Source organism: Gammaproteobacteria bacterium, assembly GCA_032250735.1.
Taxonomy (GTDB): Bacteria; Pseudomonadota; Gammaproteobacteria; order SZUA-152; family SZUA-152; genus SZUA-152.
The window spans coordinates 42,224-66,443 of record JAVVEP010000017.1; the positions used below are offsets into that span (position 1 = coordinate 42,224).

Sequence of the window (24,220 nt, forward strand, 5' to 3'; positions counted from 1 at the left end):
AATGGCACCATCCAGCTATAGGGTACAGAATATTGACTCAGCACACGGGAAGGGGCATCTTGAAAAGGTCATTGACCGCGCAGAATGACTCTGCATCCATTCAACCGATAGAAGGAACTATTGTCACCATGCAACCGACACTCTCTACCCCAGCCCTGACATCAAACCCGCCCACCGTGCTTGCCGCCGGCAACACCGATAGCGAGCCCCTGGTGTTTATCATTGACGACGATGACGCGGTTCGCCACGCCCTGCAGCTGCTCATCGAATCCATGGATATACCCACCCGCGCATTCAGTCATGTGCAAGGTTTTCTGGATGTCTATGACCCCGCGCAACACGGCTGCCTGATACTGGATGTGCGCTTGCCGCAGTTCAGCGGTCTGGAGTTACAGGAATACCTGCAACGCGAAGGCATCAACATTCCGATCATTTTTATTTCCGGCCACAGCAATGTCCCCATGGCGGTGCGCACAATCAAGGCCGGCGCCATCGACTTCCTCGAAAAGCCGTTTGATGACCAAATGCTGCTGGACAGCATTCAGAAGGCATTAGAGATCGACAGGGAAATGCGCGCTGAAACACTCTGGCGCACGCTGATATTGCAGTATCTCGGGCAGCTTTCACGCCGCGAACAGGAGGTGTTGCGTCTGTTGCTACAGGGAAAGGCCAACAAGGTGATTGCACACCAGCTGAGCCTCAGCACCAAAACCATCGAGACCCATCGCGCGCATATCATGCGAAAACTGGGGGTTAATTCCCTGGCCGGACTGGTGTGGATGGCATTACGCTCCGGGGAATATCACGAACTGCCGGACCATCTGCCCTTCACACCGCCATCGGTCAGCCCCGGCATATTGTCCACGCGTTAATCGCACGTTCATCTTGCGCTCATCTCACGTTCATCTCACGTTAAGGGTGCCTCTAAAAATTCGATCAAGGTGCGAGGGAAAGGCGGAAATGGTCGAAAAAGCGCAGTGTACACGTACACGTAGTACATGAGCATTTTTCGGACATTTCCAACGCAGCCATCGCGGCTTCAGCGGATTTTTAGAGGTGCCCTTAAGAAAACACCGGCCAACAGAAACCTGTCGACCTAGCCCTTGCGCTTTACAAAGGTCTTTAAACGCTGGCGCTTATCGATCTGCCGTTTCGTCAGAATATTCTTTCTGCCCTCAAACGGATTACTACCGGTCTTGAACTCGATGCGGATGGGCGTACCTTCCAGCTTGAGCGCATTGCGGAAGGTATTCTGCAAATAGCGCCGATAGGCATCCGGCACATCTTTGGTCTGATTGCCATGAATGATAATGGTCGGCGGATTACGTCCACCCTGATGGGCGTAGCGTAGCTTGATGCGCCGACCATGCACCGTCGGCGGCTGATGGGCCTCCACCGCCTTTTCCAGAATGCGCGTCAGCTCCGGTGTCGGGAAGTGACGCGTCGCCGACAGGTAGGCCTTCTGGATCGGCTTGAACAGATCGCCCACGCCGGTGCCGTGCAAGGCCGAGATAAAGTGTAATTTTGCAAAATCAACAAATTGCAGTTTTCGATCCAGCTCGTATTTCACCCGCTCCCGCTCGGACGCTTCCAGCCCATCCCATTTATTGACAGCGATCACCAGCGCACGGCCTTCATCCAGCACAAAACCCAGCAGGTGGGCGTCCTGGTCACTGATGCCTTCGTGCGCATCGATCACCAGCACCACCACATTTGCACGCTCGATCGCCTGCATGGCCTTGATGACGCTAAATTTTTCCAGCATGTCATGGACATTCTTGCGCCGGCGCACACCCGCAGTATCAATGAAGGTGTAACGCTGGCCGCGGCGCTCGAACGGTACGTAGATACTGTCACGTGTCGTACCGGGCATATCATAGGCCAGCACCCGCTGTTCCCCGAGGATGCGATTGATCAGGGTGGATTTGCCCACATTGGGTTTACCGACGATGGCGATCTTGATGCCATGATCTTCTTCCTCTTCTTCAATCTCCGATTCATCGCGCTTCGGCAGAACCTCGGACATCAGATCATTCACGCCGCCCCGCTGGCTGGCGGTGATCCCCAGCGGCACACCCAGACCAAGGTTATGAAAATCCGCAATCACTACTTGCAGTTCTGCACCATCGATCTTGTTGACCACCAGGTGGACTTTTTTGCCCACACTGCGCAGACGTTTGGCAATTTCATGGTCGCCGGCCACCAGACCATCACGGGCATCGACCATAAACAACACCACATCCGCCTCTTCCACCGCCAACCAGGCCTGATCGGCCATCAGTCCGTCAATGCCTTCCTTCTCGCCACTGAGTCCGCCGGTATCGACCACCAGATAGGGATAATCACCCACACGGCCTTCGCCATATTTACGATCGCGCGTCAGCCCCGGCTGGTCGGCAACCAGCGCATCCCGAGACCGGGTAAGACAATTAAACAGGGTCGATTTTCCGACATTCGGACGACCAACGAGGGCGATTACGGGTTTCATATCAGGTCGCTATTGTGTTGAGCATGAATAATTCTAGCGGGATACGGCAAACGGGCGTCTAGAAGCCAGCCTGAAAACGGTCAATGCGCCGGTGTCATCCCGCACATACAGGGTATCCGCCACCGCCAGTGGGGGAACGGTGACGCTGCGACGGCGCTCATCCTGTTCTTCGTCTTCCCACACATGATTCAATTTTCCCCAGCTGACCGCGAGATTATTGCGCGCGATAAATTGTCCGTCATCGCGCGATAACCAGTGCATAAACCCGTCAAAATCCGCCACTACGACGCTATCGCCGACCACTGCGGGGGCGCTGAGCTCGCGTCCCTGCAGATTGTCCTGCCGCCACAGGGTCGCACCGGTACGGCCGTCGAGCGCCCACACCTTGCTCTGCGCATCGGTCACAAACACCTGACCCACGCCAACCGCAAGCCCTGTATAGGATGACATGTCACGCGCCCACACCACGTTGCCGTTTACCACGGAGATGGCCGCCACGCGCCCCTGAAAACTGCTGACATAGACGATGCCATCTTCGACCTGAAACAGGCCATCGATATCCACCAGGCGCTCCAGGTCGGTGCGACCATGGGGGGTCGCGATGGTGGCCTCCCACAATAGTTCGCCATCGGTCAGGCGGAGGGCAACCAGACGCCCATCCGAAAAACCGGCGAGGATCTTGTCGTCAACCACCAGCGGCGCACTGGTGCCACGCAGGGTCAGGTTTGGAATCGAGCGTGCGTAGACCCAGAGCCTGTTGCCGGTCGCGACATCATGCACGCTGATCTTGCCATCAATGGTCTGCACCACCACCTGCTCATTGGCAACCACGGGGGCGGCAAGCATTTCGCTGCTGATACGCTGACGCCATTGTTCCGCACCGGTCTCCTTGTCCAGCGCCACCAGCTCCGCCTTGCGGGTCGCGACAAACAGATGTCGGGCGCCAATACCCGGACCGCCGGCAAGCGCCTCACCCAGATTCACACGCCAAAGCCGTTTTCCCTTATGCCCGTCCAATGCGGAAACACCGCCGTCTCTGTCGGCGAGGTACACCCGCTCGCCATCAACCTTGACGGGCAATTGTGCGTGCGCCGAGGGGGGGACATCACCGGTCTGCACCGCCCACAGCGGGGTCACTGCCAGTCGCGTGTCGATACTCGCCAGTGGCGTGGCATTGGAATAGTCTTTCTGCGAGGAACCGCAGGCCGTGAGCAGGCCGCCTGCGAGCAACGCCGATAACACCACGATGCGTTTGAGCACGACATTCATGGTCAGGAGACATCTCCGGCAGCTGCCTGCGCGGGATCAGCGGCGGCACCCAGATCATCCAGCTTCATCTGCAGCAGTTCACGGCCACGTTCGGCGGGGGTCAGTGCGACCAGCGCCCGCGTATACGCCGTGCGCGCCGCCTCAGGCTGACCGGCGGCAAGGTGGATGTCGCCGCGCAGTTCTTCATAGGCGGCCGTGTACACGCCGGTGTCTGCGCCTGCCAGCAGAGCCAGGGCCTCGTCAAACTTTGCCTCGGCCAGTAACAATTTTGCCAGCCGCAGGCGTGCCTCCTGCTTCACCGCCGGCTCCTCGCTGTTGTCCAGCGCCCAACGCAGATGTGAACTGGCCGCGGCGGCATCACCCGCGTTCAGCTTGATGGTGGCCATGGCCAGGGCCGCCAACGATGAATAGGGCGTATCCGCAAACTGTCCCAGCAATAGCGCGCCCTGCGTGGAGGCATCCTCGATGCTGCCGCGCGACATCTGCTCCAGCATCATCTGATAGTTCGCCGATGCGGCCTCGGCATAGGCCTGCTGGTTATCCAGCCAGGCCCGGCCGCCCCATAAGGCGCTAATCCCGATCACCACCCCACCGATGACTGACCATTTATTGTCGTGCCACCATTTTTTAATGGCCTCGACCTGTTGTTCTTCCGTTGTATATACGTCCACGGCTGCTCTCCGTTAATGTTGCTGTGTGCCTAGTGTAGTGTCTCATATAAAACGCATATTTAGACGAGACAGAGTTTAGGTGTACCCCAAAGATCCTGTCTCGCCCTACAGGAAGCCACTCAAGGCGCAATTGCTGCGTTGCAGACCTTGGAAAGGTAGCCGACATTCCCTGCGGTCTGCGCCTTGCACTTGCGCCTTGAGTGGCTTTCTAAATACACATTTTATATAAGACACTACACTGATATTTTTAACTATTTACCGTTATTGCTGTTTTTACTGGCGGTGTTCTCTTTGCCCGGGCAGACAAACCTCAGGCGATGATATCTTTCAGCCATGCCGGCACAGCGCTCTGCTGGAGCATCTCCTGCTCCTGACCACGGTCACCGCGCAGCGTTTTCACGCCCACCGTGCCCTGCTCGACCTCATCATCCCCCATCACCAGGGCAATCTGCGCGCCGCTCTTGTCCGCCTTTTTGAACTGGCTCTTGATGCTGCCGCCGCCACAGTGGGTCATCAGTCGCAACTCGGGCAGCGCATCGCGCAGCTGTTCGGCCAGGATCAATCCCCTGGCCTGCGCCTTTTCCCCGCACAACACCAGATACACCTGCGGCAGGTTGGCGGGGCTTAAATTGTCACGCACCAGCTCAAGCAGGCGCTCGAGCCCCATGGCGAAACCGGCCGCCGGAACGGGCTTGCCGCCCAGCTGTTCCACCAGGCCATCGAACCGGCCGCCGGCACAGACCGTGCCCTGCGCGCCCAGCTGGTCCGTCACCCATTCAAACACCGTGCGCGAGTAGTAATCCAGACCGCGCACCAGACAGGGATTGATGCGATAGGCGATCCCCGCGCCGTCCAGTAGACCGCACAGGCGCGCGAAATGTTCACGCGACTCATCGTCCAGATGCTGCATGAGCTTGGGCGCCGACTCGATCAGCCCGGTCAGGGCCGGATTTTTTGAATCCAGAATACGCAACGGGTTGCTGTCGAGGCGACGCAGGCTGTCCTCATCCAGCACATCAAGGTGTTGATTGAGATAGGCCACCAGCTGCTGACGATACGCGGCACGCGACTGTTTGGTCCCCAGCGAGTTGATCTGCAGCTCCAGCCCATCGAGCCCGAGCTGTTGCCAGAAGCGGGCCGTCATAAAGATCAATTCCGCGTCCACATCCGGGCCAGCCATGCCAAAGGTTTCCACTCCCACCTGATGAAACTGGCGATAACGGCCTTTCTGCGGGCGCTCATGGCGGAACATCGGTCCCATGTACCACAGGCGCTGAAGCTGGTTATGTAACAGGCCATTCTGGATGCTGGCGCGCACGCATGGCGCCGTGCCTTCCGGGCGCATAGTCAGACTGTCGCCGTTGCGATCCTCGAAGGTGTACATCTCCTTTTCAACAATATCGGTGACTTCACCAATGGAGCGTTTGAACAGCTCGGTCTTTTCCACGATGGGAAAACGGATTTCCTGATAACCATAACTGGCGAGAACCGTGCGTATCGTCGATTCAAGCTGTTGCCAGTAAGGGGTGTCGTCCGGGGTGATGTCATTCATCCCCCGGATTGCCTGTATTAGTGCTTGTGCCACAATCTTGTTTCCAGTTTTTATTGTTCTATTCGCCGACTTGTCCGCAGTGCCAGCGTATTGCTACGCATCGACCTGCTGGATAGCGATCGCGCTGAGGCTATCGGCATTTTTCAGGCGACGGGCCACTTCCGCCCGCACCATCTTTTCCAGCTCATCCAGCATGTCTTCGTTGGATACCTTGTGATCGGGTTTGCCGCCGACATACAACAGATTCGGTTCACCACCGGCGAGACCGATATCGGCCTCACGCGCCTCACCCGGCCCGTTCACCACGCAGCCGATCACCGCCACGGTCATCGGCTCCAGAATATCCTCCAGGCGCTCTTCCAGCGCATTGACGGTCGATACCACATCAAACTGCTGCCGCGAACAGGAAGGACAGGCGATCAGGTTGATGCCTTTGCTGCGCACATGCAGGCTTTTGAGAATATCAAAACCCACCTTCACTTCCTGCACCGGATCCGCCGCCAGGGACACACGGATCGTGTCGCCGATACCGTCCGCCAGCAGCATGCCCAGGCCAATCGCCGATTTCACCGAGCCCGCGCGCAGTCCACCGGCCTCGGTGATGCCGAGGTGCAGGGGCTGTTCAATCTGGCCCGCCAGCAGGCGATAGGCGGCGACGGTCATGAACACATCCGAGGCCTTCAGGCTCACCTTGTAATTCTGGAAATCCAGACGATCCAGCATGTCGATATGGCGCATCGCCGATTCCACCAGGGCCTCGGGCGTGGGCTCACGGTATTTTTTCTGCAGGTCTTTTTCCAGTGAGCCGGCATTCACCCCGATACGGATAGGAATGCCATTGTCACGGGCCGCCGATACCACGGCCTGCACGCGATCCTCGCGACCGATATTGCCGGGATTGATGCGCAGGCAATCCACGCCCAGCTCGGCCACCCGCAAGGCGATCCTGTAATCAAAATGGATATCGCTGATCAGCGGCACATTCACCTGACGCTTGATTTCACCGAAGGCCTCGGCGGCCTCCATGCTCGGCACCGAGACGCGCACAATATCCACGCCCGCTGACTCCAGCGCACGGATCTGCGCCACGGTTGCCGCCACGTCGGTGGTTTCGGTATTGGTCATGCTCTGCACCGTCACCGGTGCATCACCACCCACGGGCACCTTGCCGACCATGATCTGGCGGGATTTACGGCGCTTTATCTGCTGGTATTCTGGTTTTTCAATCACGGCTTTTCATCACGGTTTTAAGATAGTCTTTTAAAATAGGTTTTCTAAATCACAGTCGCCTAACCATTGCCTAACCATTAGTGTTGCCTTCATCCGCGCCACCGACACGAAACCGCGCCGAGCGGCGCCCGGCATAGCGCGACAAATCATACGGCACACCGTTATAAAAAATTTCAACGCCGGGCACATATCCCAGCTGTACCTCAAACGGCGCAGCACCCGTTACCGTATGCGACATGCCGGCCTTGGCAAGGCGATAGATCAGTCGCGCTCCCCTTGCATCGGTGACCTCCACCCAGGAGTCGTCCCTAAAAACGATCGCCAGTTCTGCCTGCTGAAAGACTTCCGCCACGGCATCCATTTCCGCACCCTGGCCGGCAGGCCCCGCCTCGGTAGCAGGATCAGCCTCGGCGCCGGCGACACCACCGGGCGTCGCCATGTCCATCGTCGACGCCTGGGATAAGGGCACGGTGACCGGCCTGGATTCCCGATCGGCGGCGGAGAGGGGCTCAACCCCTCCAGGGGGTGGCGCAAATTCTGTCGCCGATTCCTTGCCTGTCTCCGATTCCGTCTGGCTATCGCCCGACCGCTGCTCGAGCGCATTGTCAACGGTCTCGTTGACCGTTTCATCCACTGCCTCGTTCGCTACCTCATCAACTACCTCGTTCGCCCGCTCGTCCGCCGTCTGTGCAACATACAGCGCGGCAACTACCAGCAAGACGATCAACAACACGCCCAGCAACACCGACATCAGCTCTACCCTGCCCGGCCGAAAAATGGTGCCGGTTGATGACGGCAGGGCCGTCGCGATCATGCCCTCCGGGTTTGATTCGGGGCCTGCAAACGCCCCCCCTTCAGCCGCATCCGCCGGCGACGACATCGCGCTCAAGGCCGAAAACTGCTCCAGCACGTCGTCGGCCGACAGCTCCAGCAACCGCGCATAGGCCCGCAGATAACCGGTCACAAACACCGGAATGGCGATGCCGGCAACCTCACTCCGCTCCAGCGACTCAATGGTGGATGGCGGCAGCTTCAGGCGGCGTGACACATCCGCCACGGACAGGCCCTGCGCCAGACGCGCCGCCTTCAATTGCTCGCCGGGCGCCAGCGCAGCGGCGTTTTCAGGCTCGGCGGCGTCCAGCAGAGACGGCTCCCCCCGATCCTGATTCATTTTCCGGCCTCTGTCCCTTGCCGGGTCTGGCCTGGCTGTTGCTCGGCCTGCTGCGCCTCTAACAATAGACGCAGTTCCTGCGAATCCGGAAAGTGGCGGCGCAACCGATTCTCGTAGTCACGCACCCGCGCCTCATCACCCAGGGCCTTTTCCACCTGAATCCCCAGCCATAGGCCTTCCGCGTTCAGGGGCGAGACCGCCTGGTAACGGGCCAGATAGGCCCGGCCTGACAGGGGATTGTCCTTTTCCACGCTGAGGCGTGCCATTTTCAACAGGGCCGAGGGCAGGCGAGGATCGATCTGCAAGGCCTTGCGCAAATAGGTTTCCGCCTTGTCCGGATCAGGGATTTGCAGGGCGCACAGGCCAAGGTTTTCCAGCGCCTGTGCCGGCGTACGATAATTGCGGCTCTGGATCGCCTTCAGAAAATAGGGCTCCGCCTCGGCGGGTCTTCCCGTCTGACACAGAAAAACGGCGTAGTTGTTGTGCATCGATCCGTCCTTGGGAGAAATTTCCAGCGCCCGTCGATAATGCATCTCGGCCTTTTCCGTATCTTCCAGCTCGGTATATATCAGGGCAATGACGCTGTGCGCCTCGGCATGATCAGGCAATGCCGCCAGGGCCTTCTGTAGTTTTTCCAGTGCCGCTTCCGCGCGCCCCTGCTGCAGATAGCCCAGGCCAAGACGCACATTGGTATCGGCAATTTCGAGATTTTTACTGTCTTCGCGCTGCTGCTCTTTTACCGTCGCGCAGGCGAACAATGTCGCGCCCAACATAACTAACAATAGCATTCGTAAGACATTCATCTGCATATCAGCCTAGCGCCACCTTGTGTTGATTACGTTTCGTTTTGTCTTCCACCTGACCGACCAGCTGCCCACAGGCCGCGTCAATATCATTGCCACGGGTGCGCCGCGTCAGGGTGATCAAACCGCCCTTGATCAACACATCCCGGAATCTGACAATCGCCTCATCGCTTGAGCGCCGGTATTGCGTGTTGGGGAAGGGATTAAACGGAATCAGATTAACCTTGGAGGGCACATCCTTCAGCACCTTCACCAGTTCCCTGGCATCAGCAATGCTGTCATTGACGCCATCCAGCATGACATATTCAATCGTCACCTTACGTCGGGTATCGCCACTGATGTACTGTTTGCAGGCATCCAGCACTTCGCGTATCGGGTATTTCTTATTCAGTGGCACCAGCACATCGCGCAGTGCATCGGTGGGTGCGTGCAAGGACAAGGCCAGGGCCACATCGCTGACCTCTTTCAGGCGTGCCAGTGCCGGCACCACACCAGAGGTGCTCACGGTCACCCGACGTTTCGACAGGCCATAGGCGAAATCATCCATCAACAGATCAATGGTTTTGACGGTGCTGTCAAAATTCAATAACGGCTCCCCCATGCCCATAAACACCACGTTGGAAATAATACGCTCAGCCTTGCCATTGGCAACCGGGTCCCAGCCCAGGGCCTTATTGGCGACCCACACCTGGCCAATAATTTCCGCCACGCTGAGGTTGCGGTTAAACCCCTGCTGCCCGGTTGAACAAAATGAACATTCCAGCGCACACCCCACCTGCGATGAAATGCACAGGGTGCCGCGATTTTTTTCGGGGATAAACACGGTCTCAACGGAGTTGCCGTTATCCAGTTTTAACAACCATTTGTGCGTGCCATCGGCAGAGGCCTGATCGATCAACACCTCCGGCGTGCGGATCTCCGCGACCTCTTCGAGCCGGGTACGCAGAGCTTTACTCAGGTTGGTCATCGCATCGAAGTTATCAACACCGTATTGGTGCAGCCACTGAATCACCTGCTTGGCACGAAAAGCCTTCTCCCCCAGCTCGAGGAAAAAGGCCTCCATGTCAGGCCGGGAAAAATTCAGCAGGTTGACCTTGGTCGACATCACAATAAGCCGTTACTCGCTCGCGCCTGTTGCTCAACGTGTACGAGCACAGAGCTCGTCAGCAGTGAAAAAATAGGCGATTTCCTGTGCGGCGGTCTCCGCGGCATCGGATCCGTGCACGGCATTTTCATCGATGGAATCGGCGAAGTCGGCGCGAATCGTGCCGGCCGCGGCCTCTTTCGGGTTGGTCGCACCCATCACTTCACGATTCTTGAGGATGGCGCCTTCGCCCTCCAGCACCTGTACCATCACCGGACCGGAGATCATGAAATCCACCAGATCCTTGAAGAAGGGGCGCTCTTTGTGCACGGCATAAAAGCCTTCGGCCTGTTCGCGGGTGAGATGCAACATTTTGGCGGCGACGATCTTCAAACCCGCCTTCTCAAATCGCGCATAGATTTCACCGATGTGGTTTTTGGCAACCGCGTCAGGTTTCACGATAGAGAATGTTCTTTCAATAGCCATGCGTATCAATACTCCAGTCTGTTCTAAAGGGGACGGAGCCGCCGCCGGGGCCAGGCCACCGGTGACGACTTCGAGATTACGTAAACCGCTTATTATACAAGAGAATCGGGGCCAGCCCCTAGCCCGCATTTTGCCGGAAGGAGTGCTGTGGCGCGAAAAAAGGGAGGACGAACAAGCGTTCAAAAACCCCGAGGGAATGGCGGGCCTATCGGACAAAAATCTGTCGGGTTATTAACGGCTTACAATCGGGATCGACGCCGCATCGCCGGCGCCATGTATCAGGCCGTCCACCAGAGCAGGCCATGGGTGGGGCGGTCTGGCCAAGTGATGGGAGTCCACAAGGGACTGGACAGCTGGGGGCTATTGCCGCTCTTCGATCCAGGCCAGCTGTGCCGCCTCGAGGATGCGTTCGCCACAGCGCGCCGGGTCGTCGTCAAAGTCCTCCAGGGCCATGATCCAGTTGCGCAGATCGACAAAGTTGACCCGTTGTGGATCCACGTCCGGGTGCGCCTCATCCAGCGCAATGGCGATCTCCAGCGATTCCGTCCATTTCAGGCCCATGCACCGTCCTCCCTAGTGGTTTTCAGACACCATATTGATGGTGTATTTGGGGATTTCCACCACCAGATCCGCACTCCCGACCTGTGCCTGACAGCTCAGCCGCGAGTCCGGCTCCAGTCCCCAGGCCTTGTCCAGCAGGTCATCCTCCTCTTCGCTGGAGGCCTCCAACGACTCAAAGCCTTCACGGATGATCACGTGGCAGGTGGTGCAGGCGCAGGATTTCTCGCAGGCGTGCTCGATGGCAATGCCATTGGCCAGGGCGGCGTCGCAGATCGTCATACCGGTATCGGCCTCGATCACGGCGCCCTCAGGACAGATTTCTTCATGGGGTAAAAAGATAATTTGGGGCATGATGTGCTCGTCAATAGTGTGCTGTAACGGATGATGAGAAAGGGGCCGCCTTTTCAACGGCCCACAAGGTCGCGCCTAGGAGCCTGTCGGACTATGGAAGAATCTACTGCGCTGATGGGAAATCGGCCCATTTTTCCGATCATTTTGATGAAATACGTCCTGTATTTCACCCCTTCGGGGTCGCTTGCGCGGTCCCAATCCGCTCCCGGCGGATTGGTCGTTAAATAGGCCCACTATTCTCCTCAAATGATCGAAAAAATGGACTCGATTTCCCACCATGCTCGCTACGATTCCCATAATCCGACAGGCTCCTAGAACTCATCGACCTTGTGGCCCGTCATGGCGGACTGAATGCCGGCATCCATGCGCCGGGCGGCAAAACCGGTGCTCGCCTGATTCAGCGCCTGAATGGCCTGTTTGATCTGCTGCGGATCATTGCCGTCGCGTCGCTGATGTAACGCAGCCACGGCGGCCTCGATCTGCTGGCGTTCCGCAGACTCCAGCAGATCGCCATCAACGGCCATCGCCGATTCCACCGACGCCAGAATGCGATCGGCCTCGACCTGCTGCTCGCGCAGGCTGCGCACCAGCACATCCTCTTCGGCGTGTTCCATGGAGTCACGCAGCATGGTTTCGATCTCGGTGTCCGTCAGGCCAAACGACGGCTTCACCTGTACCGTGCTCTCCACGCCCGACACCATCTCGTGTGCGGTCACCGACAGCAGGCCATCGGCATCCACCTGAAAGGTCACCCGGATGCGCGCCGCCCCGGCGGCCATGGGCGGGATGCCGCGCAGATCAAACCGCGCCAGGGAGCGACAGTCGCTCACCATCTCGCGCTCGCCCTGCACCACGTGCACCGCCAGCGCCGTCTGGCCATCCTTGTAGGTGGTAAAGTCCTGGGCCTTGGCCGCGGGAATGGTGGTATTGCGGGCAATGACCTTTTCCACCAGCCCGCCCATGGTTTCCAGCCCCAGGGAAAGCGGGATCACGTCCAGCAGCAGCATCTCATCGTCGGGCTTGTTGCCGACCAGGATATCCGCCTGAATCGCGGCCCCGGCAGCGACCACCTTGTCCGGGTCGATATCCACCATGGGCTCGCGCTGGAAAAACTCACCGACCAGTTCGCGCACCCGTGGCGAGCGCGTGGAACCGCCGACCATCACCACATCCTCGATGTCCTGGGTCTCAATGCCGGCATCACGCAGGGCGCGCCGGCAGGCCGACAGGGTCTGGCGGATCAGGGGATCAATCAGTGTATACAACTGCTCCCGGGTCAAGTCGCCCTGCCATGCCTGCAGCCCGGAACCCGACAGCGACACCGTCACCCGCGGCGCATCCGACAGGGCCTCCTTGGCCCGGCAGGCCTCGGTCAGAATGGCGCGCATCTGCCCGGCCGACAGGGCCGACGGGGACAGTCCGGCCTGCTGCATGATCCACTGCGCAATGGCGCGATCGAAATCGTCACCCCCCAGCGCTGTATTGCCGGCGGTGGACATCACCTCGAACACGCCGCGATTCAGGCGCAAAATCGAAATATCGAAGGTGCCGCCACCCAGGTCGTACACCACATGCACACCCTCGGAGCCGTTGTCCAGACCATAGGCCACGGCGGCCGCCGTCGGCTCGTTCAACAGACGCAATACATGCAGCCCCGCCAACTGGGCGGCATCCTTGGTGGATTGGCGTTGGGCATCATCAAAATAGGCCGGCACGGTGATCACCACCCCGGTCAGGGTATCACCCAGAGTCTGCTCGGCGCGTAGCTTGAGGGTTTTGAGAATCTCGGCAGACACCTCCACCGGGCTCACATCACCGGCCACCGTACGGATCCGTGGCATTGAAGTATCACCGTCGACAAATTCATATTCGCTATACGAACAGCCCTTGCAGATATCGGCCATGCCGCGCCCGACATAGCGCTTCACCGAACTGATGGTATTGCGCGGATCCATCACCGCGGCCTGCTTGGCAAGCAACCCCACCTGCGGCGAACCACCCTTCTGATATCGCACCACCGAGGGCAACAGGTGCATGCCCTCCGAATCCGGCAGCGTCTCTACCTTGCCGCTGCGCACGGTCGCCACCAGGGAATTGGTGGTGCCCAGATCGATGCCCACAGCCAGCTTGCGCTGATGCGGCGCGGCGGTTTTTCCGGGTTCACTTATTTGTAACAATGCCATTTCGGGAATCTAGGAGCCTGTCGGACTATGGAAGAATCTACTGCGCTGATGGGAAATCGGCCCATTTTTCCGATCATTTTCGTTAAATAGGCCCACTATTCTCCTCAAATGATCGAAAAAATGGACTCGATTTCCCAACATGCTCGCTACGATTCCCATAGTCCGACAGGCTCCTAGTGTCTTTTTTTGTGTGCGTTGAAACAGGTACATTCTTAATAGTTGCGATGAAGCCGCCAAAAACAAGCGGCAACCTTCAAATCATTAACCGTCAAATCATCAAAATTCATTCAGCTCATCATCCAGCGCATCGGCCTCTTCCCTGAGTCGCCGGAAAAACTGTAACTTGCGTGTCGCCTCTCTTGCCTGTTGCCAATCGTCCCTGTCCTCTGTTTGCAACAGTGCGGCCATTTCAGCAATCAACGCCTGACTGTGGGCACTGATCTCCCGGGCAATCACCTGCAATTGCTGGTGTGGATCGGCGCTGGCATTGACCTCGGCCAAACGCTCACGCAGCTCCATCTGCTGCATCAGGAAGGCGCCATCAAAGGCGGTATCCATATCGTCGAGTGCAATGCCACGCAACTCCAGCAGATAACGTCCGCGCGCCAGCGGGTCTTTCAACACCCGGTGGGCCTCGTTGATCCGTGCCGCCAACTGCATCGACAAGCGCCGCTCGGCCTCGGAGGCGTTGGCAAACTTGTCAGGATGCACTTCGCGCTGCGCCTTACGATAGCGTTCCGCCAGGGTGTTCAGATCAACATCAAAGGAAACGGGCAAATCGAACAGCGCAAAGAAGTCACGGGAAAGGTCTGCTGCCTGCATGGGAAAACGTTGCTTTTTTAAACCGTAAAGTAACCGAAAAGTAAACAGTAAAACTAAACGGTAAAACTTTCGCCGCAGCCACAGCTGTCTTTTACGTTCGGGTTGTTAAATTTAAACCCTTCGTTCAGACCTTCCTTGGTGTAATCAAGCTCGGTACCGTCAAGGTAAATCAGGCTTTTCGGATCCACCAGAACACTGACGCCCTTGTCAGTAAAGACCTTGTCTGATTCATCAATGGCGTCGGCAAATTCGATAATATAGGCCATGCCGGAACAACCGCTGGTCTTGACGCCAAGGCGCAAACCAACGCCTGACCCACGGTTGTCCAAAAATGACTTTATTCGCGCTGCTGCTGCTTCTGTTAATGTAATCGACATAATACGTCTTACCTACGTTTGTCTAACCAGGAGTCTGTCCTTCACTTAACCAAAAGTTCAACCAAACTCAGGCTGCTGCATCAGAGTCGCTTTTCTGACTCGCATGCTTACCGCGGAAATCCTCAATCGCCGCCTTGATGGCATCTTCAGCCAGCACAGAGCAATGGATTTTCACCGGCGGCAGGGCCAGCTCTTCAGCCAGTTCGGTATTCTTGATGCGTCCGGCCTCTTCCAGGGTTTTACCCTTGACCCATTCGGTCAACAGCGAGCTGGAGGCAATCGCCGAACCGCAGCCGTAGGTCTTGAACCGTGCATCTTCGATCACGCCCGCCTCGTTCACCTTGATCTGCAAACGCATTACGTCACCACAGGCAGGCGCGCCCACCATTCCCGTACCCACGGACGGATCGTCCTTCTCCATGGTACCGACGTTACGGGGATTCTCGTAATGATCCAGAACTTTTTCGCTATATGCCATTTCACACCTTCCTTACAGTTGGATTCACTGTTGATGCACGATTGGTCCAATCGCACTTTTCCAATTAATTAATGCGCTGCCCATTTCACCTGGGACAGGTCAATACCTTCTTTATACATGTCCCACAGCGGTGAGAGTGCGCGCAGTTTTTCGATCGCCTCACGGATATGCGTCACGGCGTAATCGATATCCGCCTCGGTGGTAAAACGCCCGATACTAAAACGGATCGAGCTATGCGCCAGCTCATCGTTACGCCCCAACGCCCGCAATACGTAGGAGGGTTCGAGGCTCGCCGAGGTACAGGCCGAACCGGAAGAGACCGCCAGATCCTTGAGCGACATAATCAGCGATTCACCTTCTACATAGTTGAAACTGATGTTTATAATATTCGGCACACTGTGGGCAAGATCTCCGTTGATATACACCTCTTCCAGATCCCTCACCCCATCCAGCAGGCGGTCACGCAGGACCCTGATGCGGGCGTTATCCTTCGCCATCTCTTCCTTTGCGATGCGAAAGGCTTCGCCCATGCCCACAATCTGGTGGGTCGCCAGGGTACCCGAACGCATACCTCGCTCATGCCCACCGCCGTGGGTTTGCGCCTCCAGGCGGATGCGCGGTTTGCGTCGCACATAGAGCGCACCCATGCCCTTGGGGCCGTATATCTTGTGCGCGGAAAATGACATCAAATCGACCTTCAGTGTGTCCAGATCGATATCCACCTTGCCGGCACTTTGCGCACCATCAACATGAAAAACAATGCCTCTGGCGCGGGTCATCTCGCCGATGGCGGCGATGTCCTGAATCACGCCCAGCTCATTGTTCACGTGCATAATGGACACCAGGATGGTGTCATCACGCATGGCGGCTTCCAGTTTGGCCAGATCAATCAGCCCCGTCGGTTCGGGATCAAGATAGGTGACCTCAAAACCCTCGCGCTCGAGCTGGCGACAGGTATCCAGCACCGCCTTGTGCTCGGTCTTGCAGGTGATGATGTGCTTGCCCTTTTGCTTGTAGAAATGCGCAGCGCCCTTGATGGCAAGATTGTCGGATTCCGTCGCCCCCGAGGTCCAGATGATCTCCTTGGGATTGGCGTTGACCAGGGCCGCGACATTCTTACGCGCCTCTTCCACCGCCGCCTCGGCCGTCCAGCCATAGGCATGTGAACGTGACGCAGGATTACCGTATTCACCATCCGGCGCCAAAAACTGCATCATCTTTGCTGCGACACGGGGATCCACGGGAGTGGTCGCCGCGTAGTCCATGTAGATAGGTCGCTTATAACTACTTGTCATTACCGATTACCTTTTCTGTATCAAGAGTAAGAAATTCAATTGCGGTTCATCGTTCACGTCAGAGATCTGGTTCGCGTCAGGCACATGCAACGCTGGCGAAACGCTGCAGGGTCTGCAGCTGTTGTTTAAAGCCATCAACAAACTGATCGACCTCATCGCGCCGTGTATCCTTGCCCATGCTGACGCGGATCGCCCCCCGCGCCAGTGCCGGATCGACCCCCATGGCCATCAACACATGGCTGGGCTCAACCTCGCCGGTACTGCAGGCAGAGCCGCTGGAGACCGCCAGACCCGCCTGATCGAGACTCATCAACAGCGTTTCGCCATCCACGCCCGGCAGGGCAAAAAAGCTGGTGTTCGGCAAGCGCTGCGCCTGCTGACCAAAAACACACAGCGCGGGCATCTCTGCCAGCAGGCGTTGTTCCAGGTGCTCACGCAAGCGCCGCATCTGTGAGGTCCGTGTCTCCAGGGCCGCCAGGGCCAGCTCCGCCGCCTTGCCGAAACCGACAATGGCCGCGACATTTTCGGTGCCGGCGCGCCGACCCTTTTCATGCCCGCCACCATGTAGCATCGGCTGCATATCCATCGCCTTATCGACGATCAGGGCGCCCGCGCCCTTGGGGCCATAAATCTTGTGCGCCGACAGGCTCATCAACGACGCACCGAGCGCGGCTATATCCACCGGTATTTTGCCGATGGCCTGCACCGCATCCACCAGCACCGCGGCACCGGACTCGCGGGCCTGCCCAGAAACGCTCGCGACATCATGGATCACGCCGGTTTCATTGTTGGCGAGCATCACTGCCACCAGTCTGGCGGCACCCGGGGGCATCCCCGCGATGGCTGCGCGCATCGATTCCAGGTCCAGCCGTCCCTGCGCATCAACCCCGACCGTCTCCAGCGACCAACCCTGTTGTTGCAACAGCCCGGCTGCTGCGCGTACCGAGTCATGCTCAACGGCGCTGATGGCCAGGTGCCCCGGCGCTACCCGACCGGCAAGGCCCTTGATGGCCAAATTATTGGCCTCGGTGCCCCCGCTGGTAAATACCACCTGCGAGGGGTGCGCATTGACCAGAGTGGCTACCTGTTCCCGCGCCGTATCCATCGCGGCCCGCGCTGTTCGCCCTAACCGATAGCCACTGGATGGATTGCCAAACTGCTCCCGTAGATAGGGCAGCATGACCTCCAGCACCCGCTCGTCGAGAGGAGTCGTGGCATTGTAATCGAGGTAGATGGACATACTTGCGCCTCTTTAAGCCCAGCGGTCGCGACAGGGGGACAGTCTCATCAGTCCACGAGCGATGCGCCCAGCGGACTGCCTGCCCGACCAACTACATGCCGGTTGCAGTCTGTAACTGCTCGGCCGACTCGGCCGATGTATCGCCTGCGGCCTGCTGGCCTTCCTGCTGTCTCCCAAGCACGTCCTTCTTCTGGCGCTCGGAGACCAGCTTTACGTGTTCTTCATCCACCAGACTGCCCAGGGAGATGCCATCCAGGAAGCCATGAATCTGCTCACTCAGCGAACACCATAGTTTGTGCGTCAAGCAGGCCTCGCCATTCTGGCAATCGCCCTTTCCGCCACAGCGGGTCACCGACACCTTCTCGTCGACGGCCTCAATGACCTGCGCGACATTGATATCATCGGCCGTGCGACTCAGGCGATATCCACCACCCGGACCGCGCGCGCTCGACACCAGCCCCTGCTTGCGCAGACGCGAAAACAACTGTTCCAGATAGGAAAGGGATATACCCTGCCGCTGGGAGATATCCGCCAGAGTAATGGGCTTTTCCTGAGCATTCAGGGCCAGATCCAGCATGGCAGTTACAGCGTATCGACCTTTTGTTGTCAGTCTCATAATTTCACCTCAGTGGTAACAGAGTGCTGAGGCCAATGAATATCCCGACCGACAGCAACGTTAAGCTTACTAAAACCATGGGAATTTGGCGAACAATTACCGAGATCACAAACGGATTGAAACCGGTAAGCATCGCACCCCTAGCAGACTGCCCGTGAACAATAACAGCCGAATTCCCGACTAAATTGATCTGCTATTATCTATATCCGACAACTTTAGTCAAGAAATAGTTTGCAGAAAGTTTTGCGGAACATTCAGGGGGACGTTACTGAGCAAGGTGGGTGGCGGAAGGCGCCCGTAATTACTGGCCCTGCGGCTTATCCGGGGTTGAGTTCTTGGTACTCTCGCTACCGTCACCGCTACCGTCACCGTCACCGCCACCGCCACCGCCACCGTCATCGCCCTTGTCTATGGGCATGTCATTGGGCTGGTCGCTCGGGGTGATGCCGCAATTTCCGAGATCGGGGAGCTTCACATCGTTGAATTCCGCGTCCAGCCGTTTGATGGATTCGCACATGGAGGCCATTTTGGCATCCATCACATGCACGTGATCCAGCAGGCTATTGATGGCGTTGGCCACCGGATCCGGGGCATCGCTGGTGGCGCCGTAGGCATCGAAACCCAGTTTTTCGGCCGTGGCGGCGCGCTGTTGCTCAGCGAGGGAGTCCGGCTTGCTGGCCCGCACGACGCGACCCGGCACACCCACCACGGTGGCGCCGGCCGATACCCCCTTCACCACCACCGCATTGGAACCAATGCGCGCACCCTCCTCCAGCACAATGGGGCCGAGCACCTTGGCGCCGGCACCCACCACCACATTATTTTTCAGGGTGGGATGTCGTTTGCCCTTCTTCCAGCTTGTGCCGCCGAGGGTGACGCCGTGATACAGGGTGCAGTCGTCACCGATCTCCGCCGTCTCGCCGATCACCACCCCCATGCCGTGATCGATAAAAAACCGCCGGCCAATCCTGGCGCCGGGATGGATCTCGATGCCCGTCAACCAGCGGCTCAGGGTCGAGACCACTCGCGCCAGCCAGCGCAGATCCAGATTCCACAAGACATGCGCAAAGCGGTGCAGCAATAACGCGTGCACACCCGGATAGGTGGTGATCACCTCAAAGCTGGTGCGGGCCGCGGGGTCGCGGTCAAATACGCAGCGGATATCTTCTCGGATACGGTTGAACATAGTGTCTCTATTTATTGTCCGTTATTGCCCGCCACCAAACCGGCTGCGAAATCGCGTAGCGTCTATTTTGGGGCGCGCCGGTTGTTCTGCGCCGCCGTCAAAATGCCCCGTAAAATATTCATCTCAACGATATTGGGGCGCGCACGATTAAATAAACGCCTCAGCCTGCGCATCATGATACGCGGATTTTGCGGGTCGAGAAATCCGACCTCCACCAGGGTCTGCTCCAGGTGCTGATAAAAGCGCGCCATGTCCTCGGCAGGCGCCAGCGGCTCATCCCCGTCCAGCGGGACAGCCGTGAGCGACTCGGTGTGGGCAGACGTCGGCCCCGCTGCGGGCGGGGCCATGCCCGCCATGCGCAACTCATAACTCACCACCTGTACGGCCGCCGCCAGGTTGAGGGAACTGTACTGGGGATCGCTGGGAATGTGCACCAGATAATGGCAGCGACCCAGCTCGTCATTGGTCAGCCCCGAGTGCTCACGACCAAACAGGATGGCCACCTGCTGGCCCTCAACCGAACCCAGCTCGGCCACGATCTGCTCAGCGCACTGGCGAGGGTCCAGCAACGGCACACTCAGGTTCCGCAGCCGGGCGCTCGCCCCCACCACCAGGGTGCACCCTGCCAGTGCCTCGTCCAGGTCCGCGCACACCGTAGCCTGCGCCAGCACATCATCGGCACCGGAGGCCCGGGCGGTGGCGTCGGCGTGCGGAAACTGTTGGGGCGTAACCAGATACAGTCGACGCAGGCCCATGTTTTTCATCGCCCGCGCGGCGCCGCCGATATTGCCCGCATGACTGGTATCCACCAGTACGATGCGCACCTGTTGCTGTATGCGGGTATCGATTTTTGCCGTCTCTAACATCGCGCACACCTTACTTGGCAAAATCCTGCGCGGCAACCTCGAAACGGTGGACCGGCATAGAAACCGCCCAGCGGCACAGACGGGGCTGTGAGTCGCAATTTCGGGGTAATTCTGCTAAAGTCGCGCGCCCGTTTAGGCTCAACTTACGTTTAACCTAAACCCAGTCCATCGACCGGCCATTACTGGAACCAAATACACCATGCAACCCATCGTCAATATTGCTGTTCGCGCCGCCCGCCGCGCCGGAAATCTCATCGCCAGCGCCGTGGAACAGGTCGATCGACTCGAAATCACCGAAAAGACCAGCAATGACTTTGTCACCCAGGTCGATCGCCAGGCGGAAGAGGCCATCATCGGCGTGATCCGCGAGGCCTATCCCGACCACTCCATCCTCGGCGAAGAGACCGGCGAGCTGCCGGGTAAAAAAGAGGGGGTGCACTATCAGTGGATCATCGACCCGCTGGACGGCACCACCAACTTCCTGCACGGGTTTCCGCAGTTTGCGGTGTCGATCGGCATACGCTACAAGGGCCGTATGGAACACGCCGTCGTTTACGACCCCATGCGCCAGGAGCTGTTCAGCGCCTCCCGCGGTGACGGTGCACAGCTCAACGACCGCCGCCTGCGGGTGACCTCCCGCAAGGGTCTGGATGGCGCCCTGCTCGGCACCGGCTTTCCCTTCAAGCAACAGCAGCATCTGGACGCCTACCTGGGCACCTTCCGGGCCCTGTTCCCCATGACCGCAGGCATCCGTCGCCCCGGTTCCGCCGCGCTGGACCTGGCCTATGTGGCCGCGGGTCGCCTGGACGGTTTCTGGGAAATCGGTCTCAACCCCTGGGACATGGCCGCTGGCGTACTACTGGTGCAGGAGGCCGGCGGATTGGTCAGCGACTTCGGTGGTGGCAATAACTATCTCGACACCGGCAACCTGGTGGCGGGCAATCCCAAGGTATTCAAGGCCATCCTGCAGGCGATCCGCCCCCACCTGACCCCCGAGCTCGCCAAGTAAAGGCCATTGCCTGAGAGCCCTCACCGGCTCAAGTTTTCCCCCGTCAGGGCCGTTGTGTCTCATAGTTTCCACACTATAAACTCCCTAACCGAAACCCACGGTAGGGACGGGGCACGGCAACCACATGGCAAATGGCATTCTGAAAACCCTCAATCGCTCGCTGGAGATCAGCCTGCGCGACAACCTCGATGGCCTGAGAGAGTTCACCCTGATGATGGCCTCGCGCTCGGTGCGTCCTCCGTTCGAGGTGTTACCGGCTGAACCTGGGCACAGCGCCTCCGCGCCGCCGGCCGCACCGCCATTGACCCTGCTCGAGCGCCGGCCACGCACAGCAGAATCGACCATCCACTATCCAGTAAAGCGGCGGGCCTGAGCCCGCCGTCAGCATCGCGCGCTATCCGTCCCGCCAATCCGCCACATTCGATAAGCACACGACACACAACACCGCCATGGCAAGGATCACCATCAACCGAGACGCCTTCAAGATCGACGAACGTGAACTCGCGCAGGGCACGCTGAGCATTGGCCGGCATCAGGACAATGCCCTGCACATCGATGATCCGACGGTCAGCAGCCATCACGCCAAAATCGTCACGGTGTTTAACTCCTCCTATATAGAAGACCTCGGCAGCACCAACGGCACCTTCGTCAACGGCAGGAAGATCAGGACCCACACCCTGCACAACGGTGATCTGCTCGGCATCGGCCAGTATCAGCTGTTATTCCAGGCCGACACCTCCGCCGCCATGCAGCACGCCAACGCCACGATGATGATGGGTGTCTCCCAGCTTGAGGAGCTGACCCGAAAGGCGCGGCAAAAGAAGTTCGCCGAGCCCACCTTCAGCCCAGCCAATGCCGCCCCCAGGATCGACGGCGACGCTACCCAGAATCTGCCCCCACAACCGATGTCGGTACCCCCCAAACCCGCCTTGAAGGTACACAAAAACAGTAGTGAACCGGCGATAACCACCAATGAACTGCCTGACATCGAAGACGGCATCAATCTACTGGACCGCGAAAATCGCCCCACCCCGGCCGCCAACATGCGCCCGTTGCGCAAGAGCGACACCAGCCTGTTGCCCTCGCTCAAGATCATTGTCCTGGCGGTATTGGCCACCATCGCCACCTTCACCCTGCTGATGTTGTTTTTCCCCTAGGCCGCAAATCGGCCCCGCCATCCCCCTGCCATTAATCTTTGGTACACTCCCTTTCATCGCGCCAGTAAAACAAAAACTGCCGTTACCTGGCAGACACCATCGGCGACCAGCAGCGGGGAAGGAATCATGGAATTATTATCAAAACTGTTAAAAATCATGGTGGCCAAGGACGCCTCGGATCTCTTTCTCTGCACCGGCTCCGCACCCGCCTTTCGTATTGACGGCGCACTGCAGGCCAATGACATGGAACCCCTGCCGGCAGGGGCCACCGAAAAGATGGCCCAGCTGGTCATGCGCCCGGAACATGCCAGGGCCTTCGCCGACGACCCCGAGATCAGCCTGGGCTACACCGTACCCGGCATCGGCCGTTTCCGCTTCAACGTGTTTCGCCAGCGTGGCGAGATCAGCATGGTCATCCGGCTGGTGCCACTACAGGTGCCCGGTTTTGAGACCCTCGGCATCCCCGAGCTGCTGAAAAACATGACTCTGCTGAAACGCGGCCTGATCCTGGTGGTCGGCCCCTCCGGCGCCGGCAAGTCCACCACCCTGGCGGCGATGATCAACCATCGCAACATCAACACCATGAGCCACATCATCACCGTGGAAGACCCCATTGAGTACGTGATGGAACCCAAGCAGTCGGTGATCAACCAGCGCGAGATCGGCGTCGACACCCACTCCTATCACAAGGCCCTGGTCAACGCCCTGCGCCAGTCACCCGACATGCTGATGATCGGCGAGATTCGCGAGCACGAAATCATGGAAGACGTGCTGGAATTTTCCGACACCGGCCACCTGTGCCTCGCCACCCTGCACGCCAATAGCGCCAGCCAGGTCTTCGAGCGCATCGTGCACATGTTCCCGCAGGAAAAGCGCGAGCTGCTGCGTTACTCCCTGTCGCAGAATATCAAGGCGGTCATCTCCCAGGTGCTGGTGCCCGCCAGGGGTGGCGGCCGCACGGTGGCCGTGGAGATGCTGATCGCCACCTCCCGGGTGCGCGATCTGATTCGCCGCGGCGACTTTACCGAACTGTCGAGCGTGATGGAAAAAGACACCAACTCCGGCATGTGCACCATGGATCAATCACTCTACCTGCTGTATGCCGATGGCAAAATTACCGAAGAAACCGCCCTGGCCTATGCCGAGTCGCGCAGTAACATGCGCCTGCAAATGCGCCTGTCCGGCATTTCACCACAGACCTCCATGGCCTAACGATATTCAGTTACCTTACCCTGAATCCGTGGCTAAACCGCGGATTCAGGCTTACTTCAACCTGAATCCGTAACTTCTCAAGAGCATTCGCTCTTCCCATATCATTCCAAGCG

The 24,220-nt window shown here is 58.5% G+C and carries 25 protein-coding genes; 5 read left to right on the top strand and 20 right to left on the bottom strand.

Annotated features, from left to right (window positions below; genetic code table 11):
* Nucleotides 1-128: 128 nt before the first annotated feature.
* Entirely contained in the window at nucleotides 129-872 is a 744-nt protein-coding gene (locus RRB22_10685) for a response regulator (protein MDT8384873.1), read from the top strand.
* A gap of 224 nt (nucleotides 873-1,096) precedes the next feature.
* On the opposite strand, the gene der is transcribed toward RRB22_10685, so the two are convergent.
* The 20 genes from der to trmJ form a co-directional block, all read right to left on the bottom strand.
* Complete coding sequence (gene der / locus RRB22_10690; GenBank protein MDT8384874.1) at nucleotides 1,097-2,488, bottom strand: ribosome biogenesis GTPase Der; 1,392 nt, start codon at nucleotides 2,486-2,488, stop codon at nucleotides 1,097-1,099.
* Between the two features lie 33 nt (nucleotides 2,489-2,521).
* Nucleotides 2,522-3,757, bottom strand: coding sequence for an outer membrane protein assembly factor BamB (bamB, locus tag RRB22_10695; GenBank protein MDT8384875.1), 1,236 nt, complete (start codon nucleotides 3,755-3,757; stop codon nucleotides 2,522-2,524).
* Between the two features lie 2 nt (nucleotides 3,758-3,759).
* Nucleotides 3,760-4,428: a tetratricopeptide repeat protein gene (locus RRB22_10700; GenBank protein MDT8384876.1), complete on the bottom strand. Its 669-nt coding sequence runs from the start codon at nucleotides 4,426-4,428 to the stop codon at nucleotides 3,760-3,762.
* A 310-nt stretch (nucleotides 4,429-4,738) separates the two neighbouring features.
* The gene (gene hisS / locus RRB22_10705) at nucleotides 4,739-6,013 is read right to left on the bottom strand and encodes a histidine--tRNA ligase (protein MDT8384877.1); all 1,275 of its coding nucleotides are present in this window, start codon (nucleotides 6,011-6,013) and stop codon (nucleotides 4,739-4,741) included.
* A gap of 60 nt (nucleotides 6,014-6,073) precedes the next feature.
* Nucleotides 6,074-7,207 carry a flavodoxin-dependent (E)-4-hydroxy-3-methylbut-2-enyl-diphosphate synthase gene (ispG, locus tag RRB22_10710; GenBank protein ID MDT8384878.1) on the bottom strand — a complete coding sequence of 378 codons (1,134 nt, stop codon included), beginning with the start codon at nucleotides 7,205-7,207 and terminating at the stop codon, nucleotides 6,074-6,076.
* 73 nt (nucleotides 7,208-7,280) lie between these two features.
* Nucleotides 7,281-8,381, bottom strand: a complete 1,101-nt coding sequence (locus RRB22_10715) for a DUF4115 domain-containing protein (protein MDT8384879.1) — start codon at nucleotides 8,379-8,381, stop codon at nucleotides 7,281-7,283.
* Nucleotides 8,378-9,184: a type IV pilus biogenesis/stability protein PilW gene (pilW, locus tag RRB22_10720; protein ID MDT8384880.1), complete on the bottom strand. Its 807-nt coding sequence runs from the start codon at nucleotides 9,182-9,184 to the stop codon at nucleotides 8,378-8,380. The genes RRB22_10715 and pilW overlap by 4 nt, the downstream gene beginning before the upstream one ends.
* A gap of 7 nt (nucleotides 9,185-9,191) precedes the next feature.
* On the bottom strand, nucleotides 9,192-10,289 hold the full coding sequence (gene rlmN / locus RRB22_10725) for a 23S rRNA (adenine(2503)-C(2))-methyltransferase RlmN (GenBank protein MDT8384881.1): 1,098 nt from the start codon (nucleotides 10,287-10,289) through the stop codon (nucleotides 9,192-9,194).
* 33 nt (nucleotides 10,290-10,322) lie between these two features.
* Nucleotides 10,323-10,754: a nucleoside-diphosphate kinase gene (gene ndk, locus RRB22_10730; protein ID MDT8384882.1), complete on the bottom strand. Its 432-nt coding sequence runs from the start codon at nucleotides 10,752-10,754 to the stop codon at nucleotides 10,323-10,325.
* Nucleotides 10,755-11,114: 360 nt separating this feature from the next.
* Nucleotides 11,115-11,309 carry a Fe-S cluster assembly protein IscX gene (iscX, locus tag RRB22_10735; protein MDT8384883.1) on the bottom strand — a complete coding sequence of 65 codons (195 nt, stop codon included), beginning with the start codon at nucleotides 11,307-11,309 and terminating at the stop codon, nucleotides 11,115-11,117.
* An 18-nt stretch (nucleotides 11,310-11,327) separates the two neighbouring features.
* A complete protein-coding gene (gene fdx / locus RRB22_10740) occupies nucleotides 11,328-11,666 on the bottom strand; it encodes an ISC system 2Fe-2S type ferredoxin (protein MDT8384884.1) in 339 nt (112 codons plus the stop codon).
* A 311-nt stretch (nucleotides 11,667-11,977) separates the two neighbouring features.
* Nucleotides 11,978-13,849, bottom strand: a complete 1,872-nt coding sequence (gene hscA / locus RRB22_10745; GenBank protein MDT8384885.1) for a Fe-S protein assembly chaperone HscA — start codon at nucleotides 13,847-13,849, stop codon at nucleotides 11,978-11,980.
* A gap of 276 nt (nucleotides 13,850-14,125) precedes the next feature.
* Nucleotides 14,126-14,671 (bottom strand): Fe-S protein assembly co-chaperone HscB, encoded by a 546-nt coding sequence (hscB, locus tag RRB22_10750; GenBank protein MDT8384886.1) that lies wholly within the window; start codon nucleotides 14,669-14,671, stop codon nucleotides 14,126-14,128.
* A 53-nt stretch (nucleotides 14,672-14,724) separates the two neighbouring features.
* Nucleotides 14,725-15,048 carry an iron-sulfur cluster assembly protein IscA gene (gene iscA, locus RRB22_10755; GenBank protein MDT8384887.1) on the bottom strand — a complete coding sequence of 108 codons (324 nt, stop codon included), beginning with the start codon at nucleotides 15,046-15,048 and terminating at the stop codon, nucleotides 14,725-14,727.
* Nucleotides 15,049-15,115: 67 nt separating this feature from the next.
* The gene (iscU, locus tag RRB22_10760) at nucleotides 15,116-15,526 is read right to left on the bottom strand and encodes a Fe-S cluster assembly scaffold IscU (GenBank protein MDT8384888.1); all 411 of its coding nucleotides are present in this window, start codon (nucleotides 15,524-15,526) and stop codon (nucleotides 15,116-15,118) included.
* Nucleotides 15,527-15,594: 68 nt separating this feature from the next.
* Complete coding sequence (locus RRB22_10765; protein MDT8384889.1) at nucleotides 15,595-16,821, bottom strand: IscS subfamily cysteine desulfurase; 1,227 nt, start codon at nucleotides 16,819-16,821, stop codon at nucleotides 15,595-15,597.
* Between the two features lie 76 nt (nucleotides 16,822-16,897).
* The gene (locus RRB22_10770; GenBank protein ID MDT8384890.1) at nucleotides 16,898-18,061 is read right to left on the bottom strand and encodes a cysteine desulfurase family protein; all 1,164 of its coding nucleotides are present in this window, start codon (nucleotides 18,059-18,061) and stop codon (nucleotides 16,898-16,900) included.
* A gap of 91 nt (nucleotides 18,062-18,152) precedes the next feature.
* Entirely contained in the window at nucleotides 18,153-18,677 is a 525-nt protein-coding gene (gene iscR, locus RRB22_10775; GenBank protein ID MDT8384891.1) for a Fe-S cluster assembly transcriptional regulator IscR, read from the bottom strand.
* Nucleotides 18,678-18,978: 301 nt separating this feature from the next.
* On the bottom strand, nucleotides 18,979-19,863 hold the full coding sequence (gene cysE, locus RRB22_10780; protein ID MDT8384892.1) for a serine O-acetyltransferase: 885 nt from the start codon (nucleotides 19,861-19,863) through the stop codon (nucleotides 18,979-18,981).
* A gap of 62 nt (nucleotides 19,864-19,925) precedes the next feature.
* Nucleotides 19,926-20,699, bottom strand: coding sequence for a tRNA (cytosine(32)/uridine(32)-2'-O)-methyltransferase TrmJ (gene trmJ, locus RRB22_10785; GenBank protein MDT8384893.1), 774 nt, complete (start codon nucleotides 20,697-20,699; stop codon nucleotides 19,926-19,928).
* A 229-nt stretch (nucleotides 20,700-20,928) separates the two neighbouring features.
* On the opposite strand from trmJ, the gene suhB reads away from it, so the two are divergent.
* The 4 genes from suhB (at nucleotide 20,929) to RRB22_10805 (ending at nucleotide 24,107) form a co-directional block, all read left to right on the top strand.
* Nucleotides 20,929-21,738 (top strand): inositol-1-monophosphatase, encoded by an 810-nt coding sequence (gene suhB / locus RRB22_10790; GenBank protein MDT8384894.1) that lies wholly within the window; start codon nucleotides 20,929-20,931, stop codon nucleotides 21,736-21,738.
* Between the two features lie 124 nt (nucleotides 21,739-21,862).
* Nucleotides 21,863-22,111, top strand: coding sequence for a hypothetical protein (locus tag RRB22_10795; protein MDT8384895.1), 249 nt, complete (start codon nucleotides 21,863-21,865; stop codon nucleotides 22,109-22,111).
* 76 nt (nucleotides 22,112-22,187) lie between these two features.
* Complete coding sequence (locus tag RRB22_10800; GenBank protein MDT8384896.1) at nucleotides 22,188-22,895, top strand: FHA domain-containing protein; 708 nt, start codon at nucleotides 22,188-22,190, stop codon at nucleotides 22,893-22,895.
* A 126-nt stretch (nucleotides 22,896-23,021) separates the two neighbouring features.
* Nucleotides 23,022-24,107 carry a PilT/PilU family type 4a pilus ATPase gene (locus tag RRB22_10805; GenBank protein MDT8384897.1) on the top strand — a complete coding sequence of 362 codons (1,086 nt, stop codon included), beginning with the start codon at nucleotides 23,022-23,024 and terminating at the stop codon, nucleotides 24,105-24,107.
* Nucleotides 24,108-24,220 lie beyond the last annotated feature (113 nt).